Source organism: Streptomyces sp. NPDC001002, assembly GCF_053599215.1.
Map to the genome: position 1 here is coordinate 25873 of NZ_JBSFLV010000075.1, position 21144 is coordinate 47016.

Here is a 21144-nt window from a genome sequence, read left to right on the forward strand (position 1 = left end):
CCCGTGGCAAGAAATCTGACGGAGCATCAGAAAAGGCCTTCCGTCGTCCGGAGGACTGCGGCATTCTGCGCCCATGCAGACCGAGTTGAGCAACAGACTGGGAATCGAGCACGCCGTCTTCGGCTTCACGCCGTTCCCCGCCGTCGCCGCGGCCATCAGCCGGGCCGGCGGATTCGGTGTGCTCGGAGCGGTCCGCTACACCGCCCCCGACGAGCTCAAGCGGGACCTCGACTGGATCGAGGCGCACGTCGACGGGATGCCGTACGGACTGGACGTCGTCATGCCCGCGAAGAAGGTCGAAGGCGTCAGCGTGGCCGACGTGGAGGCGATGATCCCGGAAGGTCACCGGCAGTTCGTCGTCGACACCCTCGCCAAGTACGGTGTGCCCGAACTCGCCGAGGGCGAGGCGTCCGGCTGGCGCATCACCGGGTGGATGGAGCAGGTCGCCCGCAACCAGCTCGACGTCGCCTTCGACTACCCGATCCGCCTGCTCGCCAACGCGCTCGGCTCCCCGCCCGCCGACGTGGTCACCCGCGCCCATGAGCACGACGTCCTGGTCGCCGCCCTCGCGGGCAGCGCCCGGCACGCGGTCAAGCACAAGGACGCCGGCCTCGACATCGTCGTCGCGCAGGGCTACGAGGCCGGCGGACACACCGGCGAGATCGCCTCGATGGTGCTCACGCCGGACGTCGTGGACGCCGTCGATCCACTGCCCGTACTGGCCGCCGGCGGCATCGGCAGCGGACAGCAGGTGGCCGCCGCGCTCGCCCTGGGCGCGCAGGGGGTGTGGCTGGGCTCCGTCTGGCTGACGGTCACCGAGGCCGAACTGCCCTCGCCCAAGCTGATCGAGAAGCTGCTGGCCGCCGACGCGGGCGCCACCGTCCGCTCCCGCGCGCTGACCGGGAAACCCGCACGTCAGCTCCGTACCGAATGGACCGACGCCTGGGACGACCCGGCCGGACCCGGCACCCTCCCCATGCCCCTCCAGGGGCTGCTGGTCGCCGAGGCCGTCTCGCGGATCCAGAAGTACGAGGTCGATCCGCTGCTCGGCACGCCCGTCGGCCAGATCGTCGGCCGGATGAACAGCCAACGCAGCGTCCAGGCCGTCTTCGACGACCTCACCCGCGGCTTCGAGCAGGCCGTGGACCGCATCAACCGCATCGCCGGAAGGAGCGGCCAGTGAGCACACCCCCCGCCGGTTTCTGGGCCCAGGCCACCGAGGCCCCCGACCGCACGGTCCTCGTCGCGCCCGACGGCGAGGAGTGGACCGCCGGACGGCTGCACGCCGCCGCCAACCGCCTCGTCCACGGCCTGCGCGCCGCGGGCCTGGGGCGCGGCGACGCCTTCGCGGTCGTGCTGCCCAACAGCGTCGAGTTCTTCACCGCCTATCTCGCCGCCAGCCAGGCCGGGTTCTACCTCGTCCCGATCAACCACCACTTCGTCGGCCCGGAGATCGCCTGGATCGTCGCCGACTCCGGCGCCAAGGTGCTCGTCGCCCACGAGCGGTTCGCCGAACCGGCCCGCCACGCGGCCGAGGAGGCCGGACTCCCGGCGAGCCACCGGTACGCCCTCGGCACGGTCGAAGGCTTCCGGCCATACGCCGAACTCCTCGACGGACAGCCCGAGTCGGCGCCCGAGGACCGCGAACTCGGCTGGGTCATGAACTACACGTCGGGCACGACCGGACGCCCGCGCGGCATCCGCCGTCCGCTGCCCGGCAAGCGGCCCGAGGAGGCCTACCTCGGCGGCTTCCTCGGCATCTTCGGCATCAAGCCGTTCGGCGACAACGTCCACCTCGTCTGCTCGCCGCTCTACCACACCGCCGTGCTCCAATTCGCGGGCGCGTCCCTGCACATCGGGCACCGGCTGGTGCTGATGGACAAGTGGACGCCCGAGGAGATGCTCCGCGTCATCGACGCCCACCGGTGCACGCACACGCACATGGTCCCGACCCAGTTCCACCGGCTGCTCGCACTGCCGGAGGAGGTCCGGCGGACGTACGACGTCTCGTCGATGCGGCACGCCATCCATGGGGCCGCGCCCTGCCCCGACCATGTGAAACGGGCCATGATCGAGTGGTGGGGCGACTGCGTGGAGGAGTACTACGCGGCCAGCGAGGGCGGCGGGGCCTTCGCCACGACCGAGGACTGGCTGAAGAAGCCCGGGACCGTCGGCAAGGCCTGGCCCATCAGCGAACTCGCCGTCTTCGACGACGACGGCGACCGGCTCCCGCCCGGTGAACTCGGCACCGTCTACATGAAGATGAACACCGGCGGCTTCGCCTACCACAAGGACGAGGCCAAGACGAAGAAGAACCGCATCGGCGACTTCTTCACCGTCGGCGACCTCGGCTACCTCGACGAGGACGGCTACCTGTACCTCCGCGACCGCAAGATCGACATGATCATCTCCGGTGGCGTCAACATCTACCCGGCCGAGATCGAGTCCGCCCTGCTGGCCCACCCCGCCGTCGCCGACGCGGCCGTCTTCGGCATCCCGCACGACGACTGGGGCGAAGAGGTCAAGGCCGTTGTCGAACCGGCCCCGGGCCACGAACCGGGACCCGCACTGGCCGCCTCGATCCTCGACCACTGCGCCGAGCAACTCGCGGGCTACAAAAGGCCGAAGACCGTCGACTTCATCGCGGAGATGCCCCGCGACCCCAACGGCAAGCTCTACAAGCGGCGGTTGCGGGATCCGTACTGGGAGGGGCGTACGCGACCGGTGTGACCCCGATCCGAATGGCGTCCGGTCTCACGTCCGCCCGGCCCTGCCCACCATGGCGTGGACGATCAGGTGGTGGAAGGGCGCGATGACCCTGAAGTACAGGCGCCCGGCGGGGCGTTCGAACCGGACGACCGTCGTGCAGACGCCCTCCGACCCGGTGCCGTAGGACACCGGGCGGAGGGCGAAGGACACGCGGAAGGCGAGGTGCTTGTCGTCCTCCCCGCACAGCACCTCGTCCGCGGCCACCGTCAGCAGCCGGAACGGGCCGATCCTGCGCCCGGGTTCGATGCGGACGTCGGCCGCGCGGACGCGCTCGCGGGTCTTGAGGCCGAAGGGCGCCACGACCCTGTCCCGGACGCCCATCAGCCGGTTCGCCCACTTCGGGGTGCCGGTGAGGACCAGCCGGGTGAACTCGACGGCGTCGATGCCGACGGGGAGATCCACGGACACGGCGTCGACATGGTCGTAGCGACCGAGATCGGTCACCGCGGCGTCGAGCACCGGCGGCGCGTGCCGCCGGACTCGTCGTACGCGTCCTACTCGCCCTACTCGCGTGCGAGCCATGTCCGCTTCTCTCCCCGTTGACGTCAACGGCGTTCGGTCGCCTTCACCACCCGCAGCGCGGGCGAGGACCGGATGTCCTTCTCACAGAAGCGGGCGGTCACCCACTTCTCCTGGGAGAACAGCCCGGTCTGGTCGCTGTAGTGCGGTGACTTCGGATTGGAGGACTGGGAGTACGTCAACAGTGTGCGCGCCACCGGGCAGCCGCTGTCGTTCCAGCCCACCGCCTGGATGTGGCTGGATCCCGTGGTCACCTCCGTGTACCCGCCGTGCGCCGGGTCCCACACCGGCTCGACCTTGTTCCACACCCCGAGGTCCTCGGTGGCGCCGGAGACGGGGATGCGTGTGCCGTTCCGCACGACGAACTGGTGCTCCCCGAGCGTCGAGTCCAGCGGGATGCCGGCCGCCCGCAGTTCGGTCACCGCGTCCGCGAGGGCCGTGGCGAAGGCGGGGGAGTCGGTGTCGAGCGTGTTCGGCGTGTGCACCGGGTCGGCCGCGGAGAACGGCACCTTCCACTGCTGGTTCTTCGGCACGAGTTCGAGCAGCCGCTGCCAGAAGCGGTCGAAGAGCAGGGCACCTCGGCTGTCGGTGTTCGCGGTGCGGTCCCACGCCTTGAGCACCGTGCAGGCCGCCGATACGTCGACCGTCTTGCCGTCCTTGTCCTCGGCGACGCCGCCGGGCAGTGCGGCACACGCGCGTGCCGTGTCACCGGCCGCCAGCTCGCCGATGGTCACCTGGTTCGCGAACTGCTGCCGCTGAAGATCCCGCACGGTCAGATCACCGCGCGCGGCCATCGCCGACACGGCGTCGATCGCGCCCCGGGTGCGCGGCGAGCGCGTGGTGCCGATGCTGCCGAAGATCCGCTCGTAACCGGTGATCGGCCGGTCGGCGTTGGTCAGCCAGGCGCTGTCGTTGGAATTCTCCGCGTACGGGGCGTCCTTCAGCGTCGGCATGCGGGAGGGCCCGAAGGTCCCGGCCTGTACGGCGTCGGCGTCGTTGCCGAGCACGCAGTCGCCGCGCGAGCCGTCGAGGACCGCGACCCCGGCCGCCGGATAGACGGCCTTGCCGAACGGTGTGGAGCACCGGGCCGCCAGTTCGTTCGTGATCCGGGGCAGCACCTGCGACTGGCTGAAGAGCGAGTGGCCCGAGGAGTCCGCGGCGATGGTGTTCACCCACGGCAGCCCCTGGTGCGCGGCCAGCGACTTGAGGATGCCCGCCGTGTCCTGCGCCTTGCCGAAGCCCAGTGAGGTGTCGGCGAACCGCAGGTTGGCGGCGTTCGGGTCGTTCATCGCGAACGCGGACGTGGTGGTCCACGGCAGCGGGAGTTCGCCGTCGGGGGAGTCGACGACCGGGCCGTAGCGGGTCCACCACTGGGTGCGGGTGACCGGCGTACCGCCCTTGACCGCGACGGTCACGGTCCGCTTCGTCATCCGCTCGGGCTTGCCGTCCACCAGGTACACGGTGGGGTCGGCCGGGTCGAGGGTCAGCTGCGTCAGGTTGAAGGGGACACCGGTGGAGACCGTGTGGCTCCACGCCACCTTGGAGTTGTAGCCGATGGCGACGGTCGGCAGGCCGAGCAGCGAGCCGCCGGCCACGTCCAGCTCGCCCGGAATGGTCTGCTGCACCTGCCAGAACCGGCGTCCGCCGTGCCAGGGGTAGTGCGGGTTGCCCAGCAGCAGACCGCGGCCGTTCGCCGTGGTGTCCCCGTTGAAGGCGACCGCGTTCGAGCCCATGTCCGCGTCCGCGGTCCGCTCGCGCACGGCCTTGATCAGGGCCTGCGCGTCCGGAGCGGTCGCGGTGCCCTTGGCGGCGGAGGTGGGCGGCTCGGCGCCCGTGATGGCGTCCACGGCGCTGCCCTGGCCGCCGAGCACGGAGAGCGCGTAGAAGCGCGTGGCCACGTCCTCGGTGGTGATGGGCCGCAGCCAGGCGGCGCCCTTGCAGCTCGGGTCGGTCGTCCGGTTCTGCTTCAGCCAGGCGTTGTACCCGGCGGCGAAGCCCCGCATCAGGTCCTTGGCATCGCGGCTCGGGCCCAGTGGGGCCGGCTGCGCGAGGAGCTTCCGGACGGTGCCTGCCTGTTGGACGCCCCGGAAGTACAGGTCGCTGGAGAGGTTGTCCCCGGCGCTGGACAGCGATTCGTCGGTCTTCGCGTCCGCGCCGAAGAAGCGGGAGCGGTCGCCGCGCACGGTCACGAAGCCGTCGGCGAGCGTGCAGACCTGGTCGGTGGCCTGCGCCCAGCCGGTGCCGAAGCCGAGGTCCGCGTAGTTCTCGGCGAGGATGTGCGGGATGCCGTACTCGGTGTAGCGGATGACGGCGGACAGACCGCCGTTCGCGGGGTGTTCCTGGTGACTGTGCCGCTCGGCCGCGGCGGCCGGCAGCGCGGTCGAGGCGGTGAGCAGAGCGACGGCCGCGACGGCGAGTCGTCTCAGGCGGGTGCGCAAGTCGTGCCTCCCAACGTCTGTGGGGGAAGGAGTGGTTGAGCGTAACGACGGGTGGATGGTCCGGGCCCCCTTGGTGCTTGACCTGCCTCGGCGGCGGACCGAGGATCATGAGTCATGACGCAGGGACAGGGCAGCACGGTTGACGGGGTGCTGCGACGCAGCGCCCGGCGCACTCCGGCGAGGGTCGCGATCGAGTACGGCGACCGCACATGGACGTACGAGGAACTCGACGACGCGGTCTCCCGCGCGGCGAGCCTCCTGCTCGGCGAGGGCCTCGCGCCCGGCGACCGGGTCGGCGCCTACGGCCACAACTCGGACGCCTATGTGATCGCCTTCCTGGCCTGCGCCCGCGCGGGCCTCGTGCACGTGCCGGTCAACCAGAACCTCACCGGCGACGACCTCGCGTATCTCGTCGGCCAGTCCGGCAGCTCGTTGGTCCTCGCCGACCCCGATCTGACCGGCCGGCTCCCCGACGACGTCCGCACGCTTCCCCTGCGCGACGCCGAGGACTCCCTGCTGGCGCGGCTGGCGAACGCCCCCGCGTACGACGGTCCCGAGCCGCGCACCGAGGACCTGGTGCAGCTGCTCTACACCTCGGGGACCACGGCCCTGCCCAAGGGCGCGATGATGACCCACCGCTCCCTGGTCCACGAGTACCTCAGCGCGATCACCGCCCTCGACCTCAGCGCCGGAGACCGCCCCGCGCACTCCCTGCCGCTCTACCACTCGGCGCAGATGCACGTCTTCCTGCTGCCCTACCTGGCCGTCGGCGCCACCAACGTCATCCTTGACGCCCCCGACGGCGACCGGCTCTTCGACCTGATCGAGGCCGACCGCGTGGACAGCCTGTTCGCCCCGCCGACCGTCTGGATCGGTCTGGCCAACCGCCCCGACTTCGAGACCCGCGACCTGTCCGGACTGCGCAAGGCCTACTACGGCGCCTCGATCATGCCGGTGCCGGTCCTGGAACGACTGCGCGAACGGCTCCCGAAGCTCGGCTTCTACAACTGCTTCGGGCAGAGCGAGATCGGCCCGCTGTCCATGGTCCTGGCACCCGGCGAGCACAAGGGCCGCATGGACTCCTGCGGCCGGCCCGTCCTGTTCGTGGACGCGCGCGTGGTCGACGAGGACGGCAAGGACGTCCCCGACGGCACCTCCGGCGAGATCGTCTACCGCTCCCCGCAGTTGTGCGACGGCTACTGGGACAAGCCCGAGGAGACGGCCGCGGCCTTCCGGGACGGCTGGTTCCGCTCCGGCGACCTGGCGGTGCGGGACGCGCACGGCTTCTACACGATCGTCGACCGCGTGAAGGATGTGATCAACTCCGGTGGCGTGCTGGTCGCTTCACGCCAGGTCGAGGACGCCCTGTACACGCACGACTCCGTCGCCGAGGTCGCGGTCGTCGGCCTGCCGGACGAGCGGTGGATCGAGGCCGTCACGGCCGTCGTCGTCCCGCGCGGCGAGGTCTCCGAGGCCGAACTGATCGAGCACGCGCGCGAGAAGCTTCCGCACTTCAAGGCGCCGAAGCGGGTGGTGTTCGTGACCGAACTGCCTCGCAACGCCAGCGGGAAGATCCTCAAGCGGGAGCTGCGGGACCGGTTCACCGACCAGCCGTGAGGCCACAACCAGCCCTGACGCCACAAAGTGCCGTATGTCATACCTGGCACCGTCGCCCTTACCACAGCGTTCGTTCATCGCATACGGGCACACTGAGGTATGCGCTGCTGTCTCCCCGTCCCCCTCGCCGCTCTCCCCGGTCCCTGCGAAGTGTTCCGCTCCGGCGCCCTGATCGCCCCCGCCCTGCTCAAGGCGATCGCGGCAGCCGTGCACATTCCCCGCCCCCGCCGCTCCCACCACCTCGCCGCCATCCACCTCGAACTCGTCACGCTGGCCGAGGACCATGCCGTCATCACCTGGCACACGGGTGTCCCCGACGGCCGTGGCCGGCTGCTCCCCGTCGTCACCGAGGGCGAGGTCGTGTACGGCACCCACCCGGGCCGGCTGACCCGCGTCGCCGGCTCGGACCGGCCCACGGCCCACCACCACGTCGAGCTGACCGGCCTGGAGCCGGGGCAGACGTATTACTACCAGGCCCGCTCCCGTGGCGTGACCGCCACACCCACCCCCCTGCACCTGGTGCGCGGCAACGCGGTCGGCACCTCGCTGCACGGACTCGGCTCGCACGGCGGCCCGTACTCCTTCACCACCCCACAGCCCCCGTCCGGTCGCCATGTCATGTCGATCGCCCTCTGCAACGACCTGCACGTCGGCGAGACCACGGCCGGCCTGGTCGCGGGGATGCCCCTGATCCGCGGGATCACCCAGCCGCTCGGCAGCACTCCCTACCCCGAGGTCATGAGTACGGCCCTGGTCGACGAGGCCCGCAGACGCGGCGCCGATCTCCTCCTGGCCGCCGGTGACATCTCGGCCGGCGGCGCGGCGCACGACCTCGCGGCGGCCGGCCGGATTCTGGACCGCTTCGGCGAGCACGGCCGGGACTACTTCGTCGTACGGGGCAACCACGACCGGCACGGCCGCCTGGAAGCCACCTTCCGGCGTGGAGTCGGCATGGAGGAGGGGCCCGGCTACTTCTCCCACGAGGTCGGCGGGCTGCGGATCGTCGGCCTCGACACCTACGAGAAGCAGGGCAACGGCGGTGACTCGGGCGGGCTCGGTGCCGAGCAACTCGCCTGGCTGCGACGCCGGTTGCGGGAGAACGGGGACCAGCCCACCGTGGTCTTCGGCCACCACCCGCTGACCGTACGGGACTCCGTCTTCCCGGTGACCGGCGGCCAGCGCATGAACCGCAAGCAGGCCCGCGCGATCGTCGAGGCCTACACCACCGCCCCCGGCGTCTTCCTCCACCACGCGGGCCACACCCACCGCAACAAGCGGACCGTGCTGACGTCCGCCCCGCACGTGACCCAGCAGGAGGTCAGCGCCGTCAAGGAGTACCCGGGCGGGTTCTGCCTGCTCCGCATCCACACCGGCGGCTACGCCCTGAACTTCTACAAGGCCCGGGCCGCCGAGGCCCTGGAATGGGGCGAGTTGAGCCGTCGGCTGGCCGGCGGACTGTGGCCGCACCACGCGCTGGGCCGCGCGGTCGCCGACCGCAACAGCGTGACCGCCCACGACCTGTCCGGCCTCCGCCCCCTCGTACCCGTCCCCTGCTGACTCGACCTAACTCGACGGCTGGTGGCGCAGATCCACGATCCGGCGGATCTTGCCCACCGACCGCTCCAGCGACTCCGGCTCGACGATCTCCACCGCGACCGACACCCCGATCCCGTCCTTCACCGCCGTCGTGATGGCCCGCACGGCCGCGTCCCGGATCTCGGGACCCGCGCCGGGGCGGGCCTCCGCGCGCACGGTGAGGGCGTCGAGCCGTCCCTCGCGGGTGAGCCGGAGCTGGAAGTGCGGTGCCACGCCCGGCGTGCGGAGCACGATCTCCTCGATCTGCGTGGGGAAGAGGTTCACCCCGCGCAGGATCACCATGTCGTCGCTGCGCCCGGTGACCTTCTCCATCCGGCGGAACACCCGGGCCGTGCCCGGCAGCAGCCGCGTCAGGTCCCGGGTCCGGTAACGGATCACCGGCATCGCCTCCTTGGTGAGCGAGGTGAAGACCAACTCTCCCTCCGCACCGTCCGGTTGGACCTCGCCGGTGATCGGATCGACGATCTCCGGATAGAAGTGGTCCTCCCAGACGTGCAGCCCGTCCTTGGTCTCCACACATTCCTGGGCCACCCCAGGGCCGATCACCTCGGACAACCCGTAGATGTCGACAGCGTCGATCGCGAACCGCTCCTCGATCTCCAGCCGCATCTGCTCGGTCCACGGCTCGGCGCCGAAGATCCCGACCCGCAGCGAGGTGCCCCGCGGATCGACGCCCTGCCGCTCGAACTCGTCGAGAAGCGTCAGCATGTACGACGGTGTCACCATGATGATCTGCGGCCGGAGGTCCTGGATCAGCTGGACTTGACGGGCCGTCATACCGCCGGACGCGGGGATGACCGTACAGCCGAGCCGCTCGGCCCCGTAGTGTGCGCCGAGCCCGCCCGTGAACAGCCCGTATCCGTACGCCACATGGACCTTGTCGCCCGGCCGTCCGCCCGCCGCGCGGATCGAGCGGGCCACCACGTCGGCCCACAGGGAAAGGTCGTTCTCGGTGTAACCGACCACCGTGGGACGGCCGGTGGTGCCGCTGGACGCGTGGATACGGCGGATGCGGTCCTCGGGCACGGCGAACATCCCGTACGGGTAGTTCGCGCGCAGATCCGCCTTGGCGGTGAACGGGAAGCGGGCGAGATCGGCGAGCGTACGGCAGTCGTCGGGGCGCACGCCCGCCTGGTCGAAGGACGTCCGGTAGAAGGGCACGTTCTCGTAGGCGTGCCGGAGGGAGGCGCGCAGGCGCTCCAGCTGTAGGGCGCGCAGGGCCTCCGGGTCGAGCCGTTCCCCCGCGTCCAGCAGCTCCGTCGCATCCGCCATGGGGCTTCTCCCTCGTCCGTCGCATCGGTGAATCACATCATTACGGACACCCGATCATTCGGTCGATCGGTCGGGGATCAGTAACCCAGCCCGTTCCGGTCCGGGCAAGGGGTCCAACGGCAGAAATCCGTTGCTGTCTCCGGCCGGAGAAACCCATTGCGGTACGACGGCACCGGCCAGCACGATCGGCGGCATGCCGACCTTCACCGCGCCCGACGGGACCGAGCTCGCGTATCACCTGCGTGGCGAGGGCGAGCCACTGCTCGTCCTGCCGGGCGGTCCCATGCGGGCCTCCGCCTACCTCGGCGGGCTCGGCGGACTCGACGCACACCGCGGCCTGGTGCTCCTTGACCTGCGTGGCACCGGCGACTCCGCCACGCCGGTCGATCCGACGACGTACCGCTGCGACCGGCTCGTGGCCGATGTGGAGGCGTTGCGCGGCCACCTGGGCCTGGAGCGGGTGGACCTGCTCGCGCACTCGGCGGGCGGCAGCCTGGCGATGCGGTACGCCGAGGGGTACTCGGAGCGGGTCGCGCGGCTGGTGCTGGTGACCGCGACGCCGTGGGCGCTGGGGATGCCGGCGACGGCCGAGGACCGGCTGGCCGCCGCCGGGCTGCGGAGCGGTGAGCCGTGGTTCGCGGAGGCGTTCCCCGCGTTCCGGGCCTGGCTGGCGGGGACGGGCGACTTCGATCCCGCCTTCTCGGGCTTCTTCTACGGGCGCTGGGACGAGGCAGCTCAGCTCCACGAGGCGGGCGCCGACAAGGAGTTCAACGACGACGCGGGGGAGGTCTTCGGCTCCGCGGGCGCCTACGACCCGCCCGCGACCCGCGCCGCCCTCGCCCGGCTGACCGGACCGGTCCTCGTCCTCGCCGGTGAACTGGACGGCGGCCCCACGCCCGAACTGGCGCGCAGGACCGCCGATGTCTTCCCGAACGCGGAACTCGCCGTCCAGCCTGGTGCAGGGCACTACCCGTGGCTGGACGATCCGGAGTGGTTCAGGCGCCGTATCTCCGCGTTTCTGGCGGGGTGAGTGTCACTTCGTGGGGGTGCTGCCGAACGCCGTCATGAAGCGGTCGCGGAACTTGTCCATGCCCACCACCGGGCCGTTGTCGGCGGGCTTGAGCCCGTCCGCCCAGCCCCAACTGGCGATCTTGTCCAGCACCTTCGGGTCGTGGGCGACGATGGTGATCGGCACGTCCTTGTTGGCGGAGCCGCCGGTGACAGTCGGGACGGGCTGGTGGTCGCCGAGGAAGACGAGGACCGTGTTCTTGTTGCCGTAGCGCTGCATCCACTGGGTGAGGCTGTCCACGGAGTACTGGATGGCCTTGCGGTACTCGGTCCGCACGCGCTTCGCGCTCTTCCAGACCTGCGTCGGGTTGGTGCCCTCCTTCTTGATCTGGTTGAAGATCGTGCCGTCCCCGAGGTCCTCCCAGGGGATCGTGTGGGCGATGGGCGACCAGGGGTTGTGGCTGGAGGCCAGGATGATCTCCGCCATGATCGGGTCGCGGTTCTTCTTGCCGTACTCCAGCTTCTGGAAGGACTCCAGGCTGAACTGGTCCGGGACCGGCGTCCAGCTGAAGTACGGGCCGTTGTAGCCGAGGTGCGTGGAGTCGTAGATGTTGTCGAGGCCGAAGTACTTGCCCTCGGGCCAGGCCTTGCGCACACCGGGGACGATGCCGACCGTGCGCCAGTCGCCGGTCTTCTGGAAGTAGCTGGTGAGCGTCGCGCGGTCGCCCGTGGTCAGGGTCCGGTACCGCTGCTGGTTCTTGATCCACAGGCCGGACAGGAACGTCGAGTGGGCGAGCCAGCTGCCGGCGCCCGTCACGGGCGACCTGAGCCAGGCGCTGCGCGAGGCGAAACCGGCCGACTTGAGCCTGTCGTCGCCCGCCTTCAGCGTCGCGTCCATCTCCGGCGCCATCGTCGGATCGGTGAGCGCGACCCGGCCGTAGCTCTCGATGAACGTGAACAGCACGTCCTTGCCGCGCAGTCCGGTGAGCAGTTGGTCGGGCGGGGTCTTGGCGAAGGCGTCGACCGGGATCTGCTTCTTGAAGACATCGGCGTCACCGAGGCCGTCGCGGACGTACTGCACACGGTTGCCGAGGTACTGGGTGTAGCCCCGGGTGGCCATCACGACCCCGCCGAGCTGCACGCTCGTGGTGAAGCAGATGATCCACGCGACGCCGAGGACCAGCGTGCCGCGGACGGCCACGGTGCGGTGCCGGGCCAGTACGTCCGCCACCCGCGCCAGGGCGAGCGCGCTCACCGTGAGCACGGCGATGAACAGGACGATCACCCCGATCACCGCCAGCACCTCGCCCGACCGACCGAACGAGTCCTTGACGAAATCCGCCGCGTCGTTCAGCAGAATCCAGTCGAAGACCAGGTCGAACGGCCGGGCCAGGGTCTGGTAGAAGCCCATGTCGAGGCACTTCAGGACGGTGGAAAGACCGAGGAACGCTCCCAGGACGACGGCCGTGATCCGCCGTGCCGTCGCCGGCAGGACGAGCAGCACGGCCGCCACGATGATCAGCTCGACGGGGAGACGGAAGAACGCCTCAAGGGGCATCCGGTCGAAACGGTTGGGCATCACGAGCGCTTCGAGCACCAGCGCGGCGGCCAGCACGCTCGTACCGATGCGTACGCCACGAGCGGTACGGGGGAAACGGTGGCGCCAGCCGAACCAGCCGGGGCGGGTGGCGGAGGACGCCTGGTCGGGGGCGACAGCCTCGGCAGCCGACGTCCCGTCCTCCGTACCCCCGGCCGACTCCTCCTCCGCGGCGGGGCTCACGCCGGATTCCTCTGCGGGCGTGGGCGATTCCTCCCCCTCGGGATCGGTCACCGACGCGTCGGCGTCAGGCAGTTGGCTGGGGGGCGTGAGGTGCGACACCCGAAGGTCCTTCCGTGCAGGGCGGTGATGGCACGGCGACCGGGCCCGCAGACCAGGGCCGCCTACTTCGCGTACGGCCCTGGGCAACCCCACGTTCACACTTCCGGGTCAACCGCCCGCAAAAGAGTACGCCCGTCCGACCCGCCCTCGATGCCTTCGCGTCACCGTGGCTCCACCGATCCGTCGCCCCGGTCGATCCACCGCCCCTACGGAACCGCCGCCACCGCCACTTCCTTGGCCCACCGATAGTCCGCCTTGCCGCTCGGCGACCGCCGGATGGATTCCGTGAGCACCAGCTGGCGCGGGATCTTGTAACCGGCGAGATGGGTACGGCAGTACGACTGGATGTCCTCCAGCGACGGCCGGGGCGCGCCCTCGCGCAACTGCACCACGGCCGCCACATGGTTGCCCCACCGCGCGTCCGGCACCCCGGCGACCAGGGCGTCGTACACGTCCGGATGGGACTTGAGGGCCTGTTCGACCTCCTCCGGGTACACCTTCTCGCCCCCGGTGTTGATGCACTGCGAGCCACGGCCGAGGACGGTGACCACGCCCTCCTCGTCGACGGTGGCCATGTCGCCGAGCAGCACCCAACGCTGACCGTCCTTCTCGAAGAAGGTCTGGGCGGTTTTCTCCGGGTCGTTGTAGTAGCCGAGTGGTACATGGCCGCACTGCGCCACGCGGCCCACCTCGCCCGGTGCGGCCGGTTCGTAGGTGGCCGGATCGACCACCTGCGTACGGGAGTTGACCTTGATGCGGAAGCTCTGTCCGGCGCCCGAGTCGGCCGTCGCTGTGCCGTTGAAACCGGACTCGGAGGACCCGTAGTTGTTCAACAGCATGGTGTTCGGGAGGAGTTCCTGGAACTGCCGGCGCACGGTCTCCGACATGATCGCGCCGGACGAGGAAACGCTGAACATCGCCGAGCAGTCGGTGCCCTTCATGGGCCCGGCGAGCGCGTCGATCAGCGGCCGCAGCATCGCGTCGCCCACCAGGGACATGCTGGTGACCTTCTCCTTCTCGATCGTCCGCAGCACCTCCTCGGGCACGAACTTGCGGTGGATCACGACCCGTTGGCCGAAGTTGAAGCCGATGAACGTGGTGAGGGTGGAGGTGCCGTGCATCAGCGGGGGAGCGGGGAAGAAGGTGATCCCCGAGCCGCCCGCCGCGACCCGCTCGGCCAGCTCCTCCGGCGTCTTGACCGGCTCACCCGTTGGCGCGCCCCCGCCGAGCCCGGAGAAGAACAGGTCCTCCTGGCGCCACATCACGCCCTTGGGCATCCCGGTGGTGCCGCCGGTGTAGATGATGAACTGGTCGTCCCCCGACCGTGCGGGGAAGCCCCGCTCGGGCGACCCCTCTGCCTCGGCCTCGGCGAAGGACGCCACCCCGGGCACCTCGTCGCCCTCGCTGCCCACCCGCACGAGATGGCGGAGCTTCGGACACTGCGGCAGGGCGGTGGCCACCCGGTCGGTGAACTCCGCGTCGAAGACCAGGGCCACCAGGTCGGCGTCCCGGTAGAGGTACACCAACTCCTCTTCGACATAGCGGTAGTTGACGTTGACGGGGACGACCCGTGCCTTGAGGCAGCCCAGCACGGTCTGCACGTACTCGATGCCGTTGTAGAGATGCAGCCCGAGGTGTTCGCCGGGACGCAGTCCGCTGTCGATCAGATGGTGGCCGATCCGGTTGGCCGCCGCGTCCAACTCGGCGTACGTCAAACGGCGTTCGGCTCCTGTGCCCGGGTGGTCGATGTAGACGAGGGCCTCGCGGTCCGGCACCGCGTCGACGACCGACTCGAACAGGTCCGCAAGGTTGTACTCCACCGCTCCTCCTGACCACGGGCGTGCCCTGACAGCTGTCGGTTCGCCGGTCATCAGAGCAAAGGGCAGGGCAACTGGGAAGAGTTCGCGCGAAGAAATCTGACTGACTGTCAGAAAACCCTTGAAGTGCCTCCCTGCCTACTGCAACCTGTTCTCGTTCCTGGAGAGGGGAGACGGCAATGGGTGGGACGGAACACCTCACCGTGCAGCGCGAAGGCGCCACACTGGTGCTCACGCTCAACAGGCCCGAAGCCAAGAACGCGCTCTCGCTGTCCATGCTCGTCGGGCTGTACGACGGCTGGCTGGAAGCCGACGCGGATGACTCCGTCCGGTCGATCGTGCTGACCGGTGCGGGCGGTGCGTTCTGTGCCGGCATGGATCTCAAGGCGCTGGCCGGCAAGGGGATGGCGGGCGAGGAGTATCGGGACCGGCTCAAGGCGGATCCTGACCTGCACTGGAAGGCGATGCTGCGGCATCACCGGCCGCGTAAGCCTGTGATCGCGGCGGTCGAGGGGTACTGCGTGGCGGGGGGTACCGAGATTCTTCAGGGCACGGACATTCGTGTCGCGGGGGAGTCGGCGACGTTCGGGCTGTTCGAGGTCAAGCGCGGGTTGTTTCCGATCGGTGGGTCGACTGTTCGGCTGCAGCGGCAGATTCCTCGTACGCATGCGTTGGAGATGTTGCTTACAGGGCGGGCGTACTCGGCGCGGGAGGCTGCCGCCGTGGGGCTGGTCGGGCATGTCGTGGCCGACGGGACTGCTCTTGAACGGGCGTTGGAGATTGCCGAGCAGATCAATTCGTGCGGGCCGCTTGCTGTGGAGGCCGTGAAGGCGTCGGTGTATGCGACGGCTGAGATGACCGAGACGGATGGGCTTGCCGACGAACTCAAGCGGGGGTGGCCGGTGTTCGACACGGCTGATGCGAAGGAGGGGGCGCGGGCTTTCGCGGAGAAGCGTCCGCCGGTCTACAAGCGTGCGTAGGTGGTCGGTACGCGCCGTTTGCATGGTTGCGCGCCGTCGTGGCTGGTCGCGCAGTTCCCCGCGCCCCTAGGGGCGTTCCAATCGACGTCGGCTTTCCTAGGAGGCAGTTCCAATGCCCGAAGTTCTCAAAGCTCCCCTCGCCGTCGAGTTTCCCTTCACCCGTTCCGTCGGGCCCGTCCAGAGCGCCTTCCTCACCGGTCTGCGTGAGCGCGTCGTCTTCGGAGTCAAGACCGTCGACGGGCGCACGCTCGTCCCGCCCGTCGAGTACGACCCCGTCACCGCCGACGAGATCCGGGACCTCGTCGAAGTGGGATCCACCGGCACCGTCACCACCTGGGCCTGGAATCACGAACCCCGGCGCGGGCAGCCGCTCGACACGCCCTTCGCCTGGGTCCTGGTCCGTCTCGACGGTGCCGATACCGCCCTGCTGCACGCCCTCGACGCACCCGATGCCGACGCCGTGCGCACCGGAATGCGGGTCCGGGTCCGTTGGGCCGAGGAGCGCACCGGTGCCATCACCGACATCGCCTGCTTCGAGCCGTACGACGGGGAAGCGGAGCAACCGGCGGGCCACAGCGGGGAGTTCGCGGACGCGATCACCGGGATCATCGCGGCCGCGCGGCTCGACTACACCTACTCGCCGGGGCGCGCCCAGACCGCCTACATCCACGCGCTGTCCGACCGGCGCATGGTCGGGGAGCGGTGCCCGTCCTGCCGGAAGGTGTACATCCCGCCGCGGGGCGCCTGTCCCACCTGTGGGGTCGCCACCTCGGAGCAGGTGGAGGTGGGGCCCCGCGGCACGGTCACGACCTTCTGCATCGTCAACATCAAGGCGAAGAACCTGGACATCGAAGTCCCTTACGTCTACGCCCACATCGCCCTCGACGGCGCCGACCTCGCGCTGCACGCGCGGATCGGTGGCATCGCGTACGACCAGGTGCGGATGGGACTTCGCGTCGAACCGGTGTGGACCGACGGCTCCCGTTTCCCCGACCACTACCGGCCCACCGGCGAGACCGACGCGGAGTACGACACCTACAAGGAGCTGCTGTGACGCGTGACATCGCGGTCGTCGCCTTCGCCCAGACCGACCACCGGCGCACCAGCGACGAGCTCTCCGAGGTGGAGATGCTCATGCCGGTGCTGCACGCCGTACTCGACCAGACCGGTCTCAAGACCGCCGACATCGGCTTCACCTGCTCCGGCTCCAGCGACTACCTGGCCGGCCGCGCCTTCTCCTTCACCCTCGCCCTCGACGGCGTTGGCGCCTGGCCACCGATCTCCGAGTCGCACGTCGAGATGGACGGCGCGTGGGCCCTGTACGAGGCATGGACCAAGCTGCTCACCGGGGACGCCGACACCGCGCTCGTCTATTCCTACGGCAAGTCCTCGCCCGGGTCGGTGCGCGATGTCCTGACCCGGCAGCTGGACCCGTACTACGTCGCCCCCCTGTGGCCCGACTCCGTGGCCCTCGCCGCCCTCCAGGCGCAGGCACTCATCGACGCGGGCGACACCGACGAGCCCGCGCTCGCCGCCGTCGCCGCCCGCAGCCGCGCGGACGCCACCGCCAACTCCCATGCCCAGCTGCGGGGTTCGGTCCCGCAGGGCGACTATCTCGTACGTCCGCTCCGTACCGGCGACTGTCCGCCCATCGGGGACGGGGCCGCCGCCGTGATCCTCGCGGCGGGGGAGCGGGCCCGGGAACTGTGCGAGCGGCCCGCCTGGATCCGCGGTATCGATCACCGAATTGAGGCACATGGGCTGGGCGTGCGGGATCTGACCGACTCGCCTTCGACGCGGTTGGCCGCCGAGCGCGCCGGGGTCTTCGAACGGCCCGTCGACACCGCCGAGTTGCACGCGCCGTTCACCTCGCAGGAGGTCGTCCTGCGCAAGGCGCTGCGCCTCGACGACAGCGTGCGGGTGAACCCGTCCGGCGGGGCGCTCGCCGCCAACCCGATCATGGCCGCCGGTCTGCTGCGCATCGGTGAGGCCGCGGCCGGTATCCACCGGGGCGAGTCCGACCGGGCGCTCGCCCACGCCACCTCCGGGCCCTGTCTGCAACAGAACCTGGTCGCCGTACTCGAAGGGGATCCCCGATGAGCAAGGAGCCCGTGGCCGTCGTAGGCGTCGGCCAGACCAAGCACGTGGCGGCCCGGCGGGACGTGTCGATCGCCGGGCTCGTCCGGGAGGCGGCCCGACGCGCCCTGGACGACGCCGAGTTGACCTGGGCCGACATCGACGCCGTCGTCATCGGCAAGGCGCCCGACTTCTTCGAGGGCGTCATGATGCCCGAGCTGTACCTCGCCGACGCGCTGGGTGCGGTGGGCAAGCCCATGCTGCGGGTGCACACCGCCGGATCGGTGGGCGGGTCTACGGCCCTGGTCGCCGCCAATCTCGTCGCGGCTCGCGTGCACGGCACGGTGCTCACGCTCGCCTTCGAGAAGCAGTCCGAGTCCAACGCCATGTGGGGCCTGTCCCTGCCCATCCCCTTCCAGCAACCGCTGCTCGCCGGCGCCGGCGGCTTCTTCGCGCCGCACGTGCGCGCGTACATGCGGCGCACCGGCGCGCCCGACACGGTCGGCTCGCTGGTGGCGTACAAGGACCGGCGCAACGCGCTGAAGAACCCGTACGCGCATCTGCACGAGCACGACATCACGCTGGAGAAGGTCCAGGCCTCCCCGATGCTGTGGGACCCGATCCGGTACTCCGAGACCTGCCCGTCCTCCGACGGCGCGTGTGCGATGGTCCTCACCGACCGGGCGGGGGCGGCTCGGGCGCCGAGGCCGGCCGCCTGGATGCTCGGCGGGGCCATGCGCAGCGAGCCCACCTTGTTCGCGGGCAAGGACGCCGTGTCGCCGCAGGCCGGCAAGGACTGTGCGGCGGATGTGTACCGGCAGGCCGGGATCTCCGATCCGCGCCGGGACATCGACGCCGTGGAGATGTACGTGCCGTTCTCCTGGTACGAGCCGATGTGGCTGGAGAACCTGGGCTTCGCCGACGAGGGCGAGGGGTGGAAGCTCACCGAGGCCGGGGTGACCGAGCTCGACGGTGATCTGCCCGTCAACATGTCGGGCGGTGTCCTGTCGACCAATCCCATCGGCGCCTCCGGCATGATCCGCTTCGCGGAGGCGGCGCTCCAGGTGCGCGGCCTCGCCGGGGAACACCAGGTGGAGGGGGCCAGGCGGGCGCTGGGGCACGCCTACGGGGGCGGATCGCAGTTCTTCGCGATGTGGCTCGTGGGCTCGGAGCCGCCCACCTCCTGAAGCCCTCCCGAAAGGTCCCCCTCACGTGGCCTGTCGGCAGTCGTGACCGATCGCTAGGCTGGCCGCGGACGACGCAATCGGGAGGAGCACGGACGTGGCCGAGAGCACCATCCAGCAACACCCACTCGTGGGCTGGGACAAGCCGGAGCTGGACCTCACAGAGGCCGATTGGCACTCGAGCAGCCGTGGCCTGGGGGATGTCCAGATCGCTTTTGTCGAGGGATTCATCGCGATGCGCAACAGCGGCCGCCCGGAGAGCCCTTCCTTGATCTTCACCCCCGCGGAATGGGGCGCCTTCGTGTCGGGCGCGAGGGAAGGTGAATTCGACCTCACCTGAGCCGACGGGCCGATCCGGGGGTGTTCCGCCCGTTTTTCCGGACACGCGATCTTCCGGGCTCTCCCGGGCCTGCCTCTGCGCGAGGCTGGCCCCCGAGAGCGGAAGGTCGTACTCCGGAGGTGAGGAACCCCATGAACGCACTGCCGGTCATCGCGGCGGTCGACGGTTCGGACGACAGCCTGCGAGCCCTGGACTGGGCCGCCGACGCCGCCCGCGGACGCGGAGCGGCGCTGCGCGTGGTGCATGTGCGGCAGTACGCCGCCTGGACCCCGCCCGGCGTCCTGGTCGCCGGGCTGCCCGAGGCGGACGACGACCCGGTGCTCGACGAGGTGCGCGGGCACCTCGACGACCGGGCCGACCTGCCGAAGACGGAGTACGTGGCACTGGGGGGCGTCTCGGCCGCCGTCCTGCCCGAACTCGGCACCTCCGCCCAGCTGTTGGTGCTCGGCTCCCGTGGCCGTGGCGGCTTCGCCAGCCTGCTGCTCGGCTCCAACGGCATGGCCGCCGCGCGCGAGGCCGACTGCCCCGTGGTCGTGGTACCGCGACCCGGGCGCGAGGTCCATGACGAGCTGCCGACCGAGCCCGGTCCCCGGGTGGTGGTGGGCCTCCAGGTGGACAGTCCCGACGAGGCGACGCTCGCCTTCGCCTTCGCCGAGGCCGCGCTGCGCGGCGCCCGCCTCCAGGTGATCGCCGCCTACGCCTGGCCGGTGCAGACCTGGGCCACGGCGGGCGAACTCGTGCCGCCCGCGATGGACCAGGACGCCATCGAGAACGAGACGCGGACCCTCGCCGAGGGCTTCCTCGCCCCGCACCGCACCCGGCACCCGGACGTCCGCGTCGACGTCCTCGCGGCCCCGGGTGACGCGGCCGGTCACCTCGTCGCGGCCTCCAAGGACGCCGACCTGGTCGTCGTCGGCCGCCACCGCCGGCGCCTCTTGGCCCCCGCCCGCATGCTGGGCTCGGTCACGCAGGCGGTCCTGCTGCACGCGGCGAGCCCGGTGGCGGTGGTGCCGCCGGAGGCGGGGGAGGAGTGAGGGGGGAGGGTGGCGAAGGGGGCGTCGGCCGGCTGCGTCAACTCGCTGTCAGTTACACGCACTTGACCCTCTCCCGCACACTTCCGGGCGCGTGTCTCGTCACCTCGAACGGCACCCGAGAACCATCCGCAACGTCTTGCGTGAAGATCAGCCGCACACACCCCGTGAGGCGTACCCTGAGCTGCCTGTAGGTCACGGTGCGCGCTCGCTCCCCGCGTGGGCGTACCGCCGTGGCAGGGGGTGCGACCATGGCGCAGCGCGGTGCGCGGAGCGGCAGGACTCTGTTCGAGCGCGAGAGTGAACTCGCCGCTGTCGACGAGGCGTTGGGAGCTCTCACCGGCCTGCGCACCGACGGGGGCGAGCCCGCTGACAGGTCGCGCGGCGCCCTCCTCGCCGTCGCCGGACGGGCCGGTATCGGCAAGACCACCCTGCTCGCCGAAGTCCGCCGCCGGGCCGCCACCCGCGGCTGCACCGTCCTGTCCGCCCGCGGCGGCGACCAGGAGCAGCGCGTCGCCTTCCACGTCGCCCGCCAGCTGCTGCAACCCCAGTTCGCCGGCTCGGCGGAGGCCGATCTCCGCGCGTCGATGGGCAGTTGGTACGACATCGTCGGCCCCG

Annotated in this window: 16 protein-coding genes and 1 pseudogene; 12 read left to right on the forward strand and 5 right to left on the reverse strand. The window is 70.5% G+C overall.

Annotated features, from left to right (window positions below):
- Positions 1-73: 73 nt before the first annotated feature.
- Together ACWDR3_RS29490 and ACWDR3_RS29495 are read left to right on the forward strand one after the other, a co-directional pair.
- Positions 74-1183 carry a nitronate monooxygenase gene (locus ACWDR3_RS29490; protein WP_450355614.1) on the forward strand — a complete coding sequence of 370 codons (1110 nt, stop codon included), beginning with the start codon at positions 74-76 and terminating at the stop codon, positions 1181-1183.
- Positions 1180-2730, forward strand: coding sequence for an acyl-CoA synthetase (locus tag ACWDR3_RS29495; RefSeq protein WP_450355615.1), 1551 nt, complete (start codon positions 1180-1182; stop codon positions 2728-2730). Before ACWDR3_RS29490 ends, ACWDR3_RS29495 begins: the two co-directional genes overlap by 4 nt.
- A gap of 24 nt (positions 2731-2754) precedes the next feature.
- On the opposite strand, the gene ACWDR3_RS29500 is transcribed toward ACWDR3_RS29495, so the two are convergent.
- Together ACWDR3_RS29500 and ACWDR3_RS29505 are read right to left on the reverse strand one after the other, a co-directional pair.
- A complete protein-coding gene (locus ACWDR3_RS29500) occupies positions 2755-3291 on the reverse strand; it encodes a DUF2867 domain-containing protein (RefSeq protein ID WP_450355616.1) in 537 nt (178 codons plus the stop codon).
- A gap of 23 nt (positions 3292-3314) precedes the next feature.
- Complete coding sequence (locus ACWDR3_RS29505) at positions 3315-5726, reverse strand: penicillin acylase family protein (protein ID WP_450355617.1); 2412 nt, start codon at positions 5724-5726, stop codon at positions 3315-3317.
- Between the two features lie 114 nt (positions 5727-5840).
- Here ACWDR3_RS29505 and ACWDR3_RS29510 point away from each other — a divergent pair, with 114 nt between their 5' ends.
- Together ACWDR3_RS29510 and ACWDR3_RS29515 are read left to right on the forward strand one after the other, a co-directional pair.
- Positions 5841-7343, forward strand: coding sequence for an acyl-CoA synthetase (locus tag ACWDR3_RS29510; RefSeq protein ID WP_450355618.1), 1503 nt, complete (start codon positions 5841-5843; stop codon positions 7341-7343).
- A gap of 150 nt (positions 7344-7493) precedes the next feature.
- On the forward strand, positions 7494-8900 hold the full coding sequence (locus tag ACWDR3_RS29515) for a metallophosphoesterase (protein ID WP_450355619.1): 1407 nt from the start codon (positions 7494-7496) through the stop codon (positions 8898-8900).
- Positions 8901-8906: 6 nt separating this feature from the next.
- On the opposite strand, the gene paaK is transcribed toward ACWDR3_RS29515, so the two are convergent.
- The gene (gene paaK, locus ACWDR3_RS29520) at positions 8907-10211 is read right to left on the reverse strand and encodes a phenylacetate--CoA ligase PaaK (RefSeq protein WP_450355620.1); all 1305 of its coding nucleotides are present in this window, start codon (positions 10209-10211) and stop codon (positions 8907-8909) included.
- A 193-nt stretch (positions 10212-10404) separates the two neighbouring features.
- Between paaK and ACWDR3_RS29525 the strand changes: the two genes are divergently transcribed.
- Positions 10405-11241 (forward strand): alpha/beta fold hydrolase, encoded by an 837-nt coding sequence (locus tag ACWDR3_RS29525; protein WP_450355621.1) that lies wholly within the window; start codon positions 10405-10407, stop codon positions 11239-11241.
- Positions 11242-11244: 3 nt separating this feature from the next.
- Here ACWDR3_RS29525 and ACWDR3_RS29530 read toward each other — a convergent pair whose 3' ends face one another.
- Positions 11245-13098, reverse strand: a complete 1854-nt coding sequence (locus tag ACWDR3_RS29530) for a sulfatase (protein ID WP_450355622.1) — start codon at positions 13096-13098, stop codon at positions 11245-11247.
- Between the two features lie 206 nt (positions 13099-13304).
- A complete protein-coding gene (locus tag ACWDR3_RS29535) occupies positions 13305-14918 on the reverse strand; it encodes an acyl-CoA synthetase (protein WP_450355623.1) in 1614 nt (537 codons plus the stop codon).
- 176 nt (positions 14919-15094) lie between these two features.
- On the opposite strand from ACWDR3_RS29535, the gene ACWDR3_RS29540 reads away from it, so the two are divergent.
- The 7 genes and pseudogenes from ACWDR3_RS29540 to ACWDR3_RS29570 form a co-directional block, all read left to right on the forward strand.
- Positions 15095-15895, forward strand: coding sequence for a crotonase/enoyl-CoA hydratase family protein (locus ACWDR3_RS29540; RefSeq protein WP_450355624.1), 801 nt, complete (start codon positions 15095-15097; stop codon positions 15893-15895).
- Positions 15896-16007: 112 nt separating this feature from the next.
- Positions 16008-16949, forward strand: coding sequence for a Zn-ribbon domain-containing OB-fold protein (locus tag ACWDR3_RS29545; RefSeq protein WP_450355625.1), 942 nt, complete (start codon positions 16008-16010; stop codon positions 16947-16949).
- Positions 16946-17995, forward strand: coding sequence for a thiolase domain-containing protein (locus ACWDR3_RS29550; RefSeq protein ID WP_450355626.1), 1050 nt, complete (start codon positions 16946-16948; stop codon positions 17993-17995). The genes ACWDR3_RS29545 and ACWDR3_RS29550 overlap by 4 nt, the downstream gene beginning before the upstream one ends.
- On the forward strand, positions 17992-19158 hold the full coding sequence (locus tag ACWDR3_RS29555) for a thiolase domain-containing protein (RefSeq protein WP_401723526.1): 1167 nt from the start codon (positions 17992-17994) through the stop codon (positions 19156-19158). The genes ACWDR3_RS29550 and ACWDR3_RS29555 overlap by 4 nt, the downstream gene beginning before the upstream one ends.
- A gap of 94 nt (positions 19159-19252) precedes the next feature.
- On the forward strand, positions 19253-19495 hold the full coding sequence (locus ACWDR3_RS29560) for a DUF397 domain-containing protein (protein ID WP_401723529.1): 243 nt from the start codon (positions 19253-19255) through the stop codon (positions 19493-19495).
- A gap of 131 nt (positions 19496-19626) precedes the next feature.
- Positions 19627-20529 carry a universal stress protein gene (locus ACWDR3_RS29565; protein WP_450355627.1) on the forward strand — a complete coding sequence of 301 codons (903 nt, stop codon included), beginning with the start codon at positions 19627-19629 and terminating at the stop codon, positions 20527-20529.
- 248 nt (positions 20530-20777) lie between these two features.
- Positions 20778-21144: pseudogene (locus ACWDR3_RS29570) on the forward strand (ATP-binding protein); the annotation flags it as partial.